The following is a 5,853-nucleotide window of genomic DNA, read 5'->3' as shown; positions in this document are numbered from 1 at the left end:
TTCCCCGGCGGCAAAATGGAACCCGGCGAAACTCCGCAGCAAGCTCTCGCTCGCGAACTGAAGGAAGAACTGACCGTAGACGTTTCTGTAGAAGATTTCATCTGCACTGTGGAATACGACTACCCCAACTTCCATCTGACAATGCATTGTTTCTACTGCACCGTTATCGGCGGCGAATTAAAGTTGCTGGAACACGAAGCAGCCAAATGGTTAGAAAAAGAAAATATCCGCTCGGTAGACTGGCTACCCGCGGATATTGCAGTTGTAGAAGCTTTGGAAAAGAAGCAAATATTCTCCCCTTGACGATCTAAAGAACGATCTCTACATTGCAGCGCATGTTAGAACGTGCGTTGCTTTACTTTATCCCTTCCTGCGGTATGAAGCCGAATTAATTGTTGGAACAGTTTTTTATTCACTAAAGGTAAATGGGATTGTCACTGTTGTATTCCCTGATTTAGCTTTACTAAATTTCCAGCGGCTAACGGCAGCCTTGACTTCATTATCAAATTCACCATACCTGGTAGTAGAAGAAGCTACACTAATGCTGATAATTTCGCCACCCGGTGCAATTGTGAATTTCAAGACAACCTTACCCTGGAATCCCGGTTTCTTCTTCAAAAACTTATTGTAAATATGGCAAAGCCCAGGAGTACACTGGCGCACCACCTTCATGATGTCGGCGGGAGATCGGGGACCTCCAAGACTTATGTCAATATCTCGTTCAGAAGGCGTCTTAATGGAACCCTTAGCCTTAGTAGCGATACCGCCACCTCCGCCACCAAGCATTCCTGCAAGGCCATCTCCAATACCACCGGAACCACCTTCAGCGTGGCTTTCGTTATAGCCTTCACTAAATCCGCCGTCGGCCTTGCCACGACGCCCGCCGAGAACCGTCTTGCCAGTAGTCTGGGTGCCAGCCACATCCTTTAAAGTTCTTTCAACTTCATCATTAAAGATTTTGTTTTTCTTTTCATCTTTGAGATCTTGCTTTGCCGGCTCACTTACCGACCTTTTGGGAGTATTTCGAACATAGGGTTTGCCTTCATTACTTCCATATTGGTGGTGGAATGAATTACGGCAAAGAGCTACATCAGCCTTCTTTGTAATTTTTTCGTCCATAAGAATGCCGAGTTCATCAAACTCAACCGTTTTTACAGTTTTTAGACTCGAAAAGCAGTCAATTTCCTTGACAGGGACTTGCTCCGCACACACAATATTTTCGGAACCATTCTCATTCACTCTTACGTAGAAATCCTCACACTGCATTTCTACGTAAGCATCAAATAATTCTTCTCTTGAAAAGAAATAAGAACGCAAGGTCTTTGTATTGAAAATAGCGCCTTCAACCTCATCGTAACCAATACATTTGTATGTTACACCCTTATTCACGCACTTATTAGGCACACGTTCTGCGCCCTTGAGAAAATCGTCAAGGTCGTAATAAGTCGGCTCCACTGCTATAGAAAATGATGCTAAGCAGAAAAGTGTAAGGAAAAAATGTTTCATGTCATATAAAATACCCAAATATTTTGACACTTTAGTGTCATATCTTGAAAAATATGCGATTATGCTGTTCATTTGGTCGTTTTTTTTAGGTGGCATTTTGCCAGATTTCAAGCATTCCCAACCTGCGATGCGTTAGGGCGTGAAGCCGCGAAGCGGGGCGGACTCGCGCGGTAGATCCTATCGCTTCGCTCCAGGATGACGTTGGAAGAAAGGCGCTGCTCCTTCGAACCTAAGAATTGTAAGGCAACAAGTTGCCAACAATTCTATATTGACTTCGCTTCGCTACGCTCAGGGTGACACACGGGATGGGAGCGCGAGGCTGAACGGACGGCGAGCTGCGCGAGCCGATAACGCAAAGGCCCGCCCCCGGCAAAGCCGGGGGAACGCCCAAAAGTCAAGAGCAACACGAACACCCGTGTTCGTACTGCCGAGACGCATGGAAGTGCGCTTGCGCCACGCCCCAGGCGCCATACCGCTTCTATGGTGAGGATGCGCCGACATTTGCAAAAAAAGGACCCGCAAGGGTCCTTTCGTTTTATTTCTGCATTTCAGCAAGCTTCGCCTTGAGTTCGGCAATCTCGCGTTCTTGCTTTTCGATGGTTTCGTCCTTTTCCTCGATGATCTTCTGGTTTCGCTCGCGCTCTTTTTCGCGTTCATCTTCCCTGGCGAGCTGGATTTCCTGTTCCCATGTCATGTAGCGCTCCTGCGTCTGGTTATCGGTCTGGTACCACTTTACCTTGGTGTCTATTTCCTCGGTCTCCGTGGAGTCAGCAGTGTTGGTTGCGAAATACTTCAGGTACGGCTTGAGGGGATGCTCGTCCGGAAGTTTTTTATACTCGTTAAAGATATAAAAATTCTTGAAGGTGCGGTCGTTCAAAGCGACATCTTTATTCTCCACCGCGAAATTCTGGAAACTGTAAATAGGCAGGTCCTCCCCAAAGATGTCATCTGGGCAGATGAAAAGCACGTACTGGTCTTTGAGACTCTTGTACATGGTGCCCCTGTGCAGCTCGTGAGTGTCGCGGACGGACTGGTAGTAGCGGGCGCGCTTGGGAAGTTCCTTGGTGTCCTTTACCTGCATCTCAAGGTCAAAGGAGCTGATGGTCTCGCCGTTCTCGTCGATCTGCGGGGTGAACACATCGTAGCGGACGCTCTTGACGCCTACGGCGTCCGCGGCTGCACTCGGTTATAAAATTATGCGAGCATAATTTTGCAACTCTCGTTTTGCACGCTTTTGTTGAAGATGCTCACCTGCTCCGTCTTTTCCTGCTCGGGGTCCCTAAGGTCGTAGATCTTGATGCCAAGCGCCGCCTCGATGAAGGGCTTGGCGATTTCCTTGAGACTCATGACCAGAGGGAACATGAACCTGTTGGTGATATAGAGTTTCGAGAAGTCAATTTTCTCCGTTGTAGCGCTTTCGCTCATGAAAAGTTCCTGTACATCCGGCGACGCGGCCGGCTCGCAGGCAGAACAGTTTCTACCTACTTATATACACGCAGCAAACTTCCCTTTTGCACAAGAAATCTTTGTAAAAATTACTTTTCCCATCCCAGCACTGGATATCCGTCATTCATTTTTGAATCATACACAAAGTCTTCTCCAAGGATTTCTGCAAATTCCTGGGACTTCATTTCTTCCGCCGTCTTGGGGGTAGCTACACCACCGCCGTTGTTCAGGCCGAAGGGTTCCTGGTCGCCTTGCTTTAAGTAATAGTAGTCCGCCATGGTGGTGTTGTAGTTATAGCCAATCATTAAGCCCACCAGGGAATCGCCATCTACCTTGCCGGTAGAATACGCGGAGCTGGTGACGCCTTCTTGATTGTAGCCAGTTATGCCTCCAACACGAGTTTTGGCAGAAATATCACCTCGGTTATATACGCCATCTATTTTAGCATATTTGCTGTGTCCCGCAACACCACCAACGTAATCTCCGCCTACAACAGTGCCCAAATTCGCCACAGAAAGAACATTATAGCACGCGGCCTCGCCCACAACACCTGCAGTATATTTTGTACCCTCCACAACACCGTAGTTGACCACTCTATCCAAAGTACCATACTTATTTGAGGCCGACCCTTGTAAATACCCTGCGAAACTTACCAAGCCTGCAGTATATTCCTTTCCATAAATATTCCCCTTATTAACAGATTGCTCCACCAATGTATTTGTGCCTAAATGTCCAACAATGCCGGCAACGCCATAATCCCCTTCAATGACACCTTCATTTTGAACATCGACTATATTGAGATTGTTACTAACAGAACCAACAATACCGGCCACCAATTTCTTTCCTTTGACAACGCCTCTATTGGAGCAATTTTCCAGTTTTGCAACTTTCTGATAAGCATTATAAATTTTCGTACCAGCAATTCCACCTGAGCCTTCGCCTGTCCCCGTCACGCTGTTTTTGTTATGCGCATTCCTTACAACGCCTTCCGAGGCAATAGAGCCTATCACGCCCGCGGTGGAGTTACCTCCCTTCACCCACCCATTTTCTACCGCAACATTCTGGATAGTCCCACTGGAGTTCCCAAACAGGCCGTTATGGGTACTGGTGGTGTTAATGAACATTCCACTCACGGAATGACCATCTCCATCGAAGTTTCCGGTAAAGGCGACATTGGAATTACCGATGGGGGTCCACTTGTGCAACTTGGTGGAATCGGCCACCAAGGCGCCATTTTCGTCAATGACGTCGCCTTCATTCAAGATGATGTCGGCCCCCAGCTTGAAATACTTTCCGTCGTAATCCTTATCCTTCGCGCCTACGATAAATGAGAGGTGGGCCAGCTGTTCAGCGGTAAGAATCATGTAGGGGCTGAGTTTCGTGCCGGTGCCGCATGCGAATTCCTTGGCGGTGGTTCCATCCCAGGGATTACCTGTTTCGCCCACGCATTCATTGTCAATGTCGCCGGACTCGCTGCCGGATCCTTCACCCTTCACGGAACTACTGGAATTTTTCGTTTTGCTGCTGGAAGAAAGCACATCATCGTCGTCCTCCGTGGCGGGGACTGTACTAGAGGAACAAGCTCCCAGAAGGGAACAGCCAAAAATCGCAAACACAAAAAGCGGCAAACAACGCATAAAATTCTCCTTTCAATGAGAAAATAATCTTTTATTTGTGTCTACGGGAAGACGTAACCAAAAGGGAGTCGCAAAAGTGAGGGAAAACACTTTAAGAAAAGACGCTTGAATACTACGGACTGCGTTAGGGATGGTCACCCGGAAGGGCCGAAACTTGTGCAGCAAGGCTCGGGGAGCGAAGCGAGTACAGTCGGGCACGGGTGACAACTTGACGCGCGACGATATTGCCGACGGCTACACGGGTTATGTCATCTGGAACAGGCTCGCGCCGGAGTGTCTGGATATCGACGGGGACCTGCCCATGGAATGTATCGACAGCGGGATGGTGTTGCTGAAGGGAGATATTCACGATGTCCTTGGGAAGGTGCTGAACTATGCCTACGGGCAGAACATCCCAGGCGCCATACCGCTTCTATGGTGAGGATGCGGAGCAGCCTTTTGGCTTTACCTAGCCATAGCCTTTAGAAGTTCTTTTTTGCTGGAGCCCAAAGAGAACAGAGCCCGAATCAACAATTCCAAAGACACGCTGGAATTTGCCTTTTCCATTTTTGCCAGGCGCGATTGACTTGTTCCCGACATTCTTGCGACTTCTTCTTGAGACAATCCACTTTTCTTTCGCTTTGCCACAAGAGCCTTGGCGAGCGCAACCTTCATTTCGATAATCGCCATTTCAGCTTCGTTCAGGTCCAGAAATTCGTCGATGTCGCCAACCTTCCATCCGTTCTTTTCTAGCCTTTCTTTTTTTGCCTTTTCCATGCAGCCTCACTTTGCCTCGTAAGCGGAAAGCCGTTTCTTGCAGAGTTCTATTACATCCTGCGGAGTTTTGTTTGTTTTCTTATCAACCCAATGAATCACGATTATCGCATCATCATCGATTCGATAAAAAATCCGCCATGTCTTGTTTTCGTCGTTGATACGCAATTCATGACAACGTGCGCCAATTGACGGCATGGGTCGACTTTGCGGCATTGACAAAGATAAGCCTGATTGTAACAAGCGAAGTAGGTATCCTGTTTCAATTCTAGCCTTTTGTGACAACGGCGGAGATTTTGGTTGAGAACTCAACCAAGCCAAAGGTTTATGTTTTGGACTCATTAAATATATGTCATTTTTGACATAATGTCAAGAGCTCTACGTTGGTCATCTGGGCGGACAGCACTTAGGAATTTATTCCTTAGTGCGCATGGCCACCTTTAGGTGGGGCCGGCTTCCCCATAGGGTTCCTGTTGCCAGGTATAAACTAAGGCAACGACGTCAAGCAGAG

General features: G+C 47.8%; 7 protein-coding genes. 2 read left to right on the top strand and 5 right to left on the bottom strand.

Annotated features, from left to right (window positions below; genetic code table 11):
- On the top strand, positions 1–303 hold a 303-nt coding region (locus MJZ26_14485), incomplete at its 5' end, for a (deoxy)nucleoside triphosphate pyrophosphohydrolase (GenBank protein MCQ2106984.1).
- A gap of 105 nt (positions 304–408) precedes the next feature.
- On the opposite strand, the gene MJZ26_14480 is transcribed toward MJZ26_14485, so the two are convergent.
- From MJZ26_14480 to MJZ26_14465, 4 genes are all read right to left on the bottom strand, one after another.
- The gene (locus MJZ26_14480; protein MCQ2106983.1) at positions 409–1,617 is read right to left on the bottom strand and encodes a TonB family protein; all 1,209 of its coding nucleotides are present in this window, start codon (positions 1,615–1,617) and stop codon (positions 409–411) included.
- Positions 1,618–2,041: 424 nt separating this feature from the next.
- The gene (locus MJZ26_14475) at positions 2,042–2,644 is read right to left on the bottom strand and encodes a hypothetical protein (protein MCQ2106982.1); all 603 of its coding nucleotides are present in this window, start codon (positions 2,642–2,644) and stop codon (positions 2,042–2,044) included.
- Between the two features lie 56 nt (positions 2,645–2,700).
- A complete protein-coding gene (locus MJZ26_14470; GenBank protein MCQ2106981.1) occupies positions 2,701–2,931 on the bottom strand; it encodes a hypothetical protein in 231 nt (76 codons plus the stop codon).
- 110 nt (positions 2,932–3,041) lie between these two features.
- A complete protein-coding gene (locus MJZ26_14465; protein MCQ2106980.1) occupies positions 3,042–4,589 on the bottom strand; it encodes a hypothetical protein in 1,548 nt (515 codons plus the stop codon).
- A gap of 208 nt (positions 4,590–4,797) precedes the next feature.
- On the opposite strand from MJZ26_14465, the gene MJZ26_14460 reads away from it, so the two are divergent.
- Positions 4,798–5,010 (top strand): hypothetical protein, encoded by a 213-nt coding sequence (locus MJZ26_14460; GenBank protein MCQ2106979.1) that lies wholly within the window; start codon positions 4,798–4,800, stop codon positions 5,008–5,010.
- Positions 5,011–5,033: 23 nt separating this feature from the next.
- Here MJZ26_14460 and MJZ26_14455 read toward each other — a convergent pair whose 3' ends face one another.
- Complete coding sequence (locus MJZ26_14455; GenBank protein MCQ2106978.1) at positions 5,034–5,345, bottom strand: helix-turn-helix domain-containing protein; 312 nt, start codon at positions 5,343–5,345, stop codon at positions 5,034–5,036.
- Positions 5,346–5,853: the final 508 nt, after the last annotated feature.

This window comes from Fibrobacter sp. (assembly GCA_024398965.1).
Classification (GTDB): Bacteria; Fibrobacterota; Fibrobacteria; order Fibrobacterales; family Fibrobacteraceae; genus Fibrobacter.
The sequence above is the reverse complement of the archived record's forward strand: the minus strand, read 5'-3'. Positions and strand labels throughout refer to the sequence as shown.

Coding starts and splice junctions, on each gene's coding strand:
- MJZ26_14465 (MCQ2106980.1), bottom strand. CDS start 4,589: ATGCGTTGTTTGCCGCTTTTTGTGTTTGCGATTTTTGGCTGTTCCCTT.
- MJZ26_14455 (MCQ2106978.1), bottom strand. CDS start 5,345: ATGGAAAAGGCAAAAAAAGAAAGGCTAGAAAAGAACGGATGGAAGGTT.
- MJZ26_14470 (MCQ2106981.1), bottom strand. CDS start 2,931: ATGAGCGAAAGCGCTACAACGGAGAAAATTGACTTCTCGAAACTCTAT.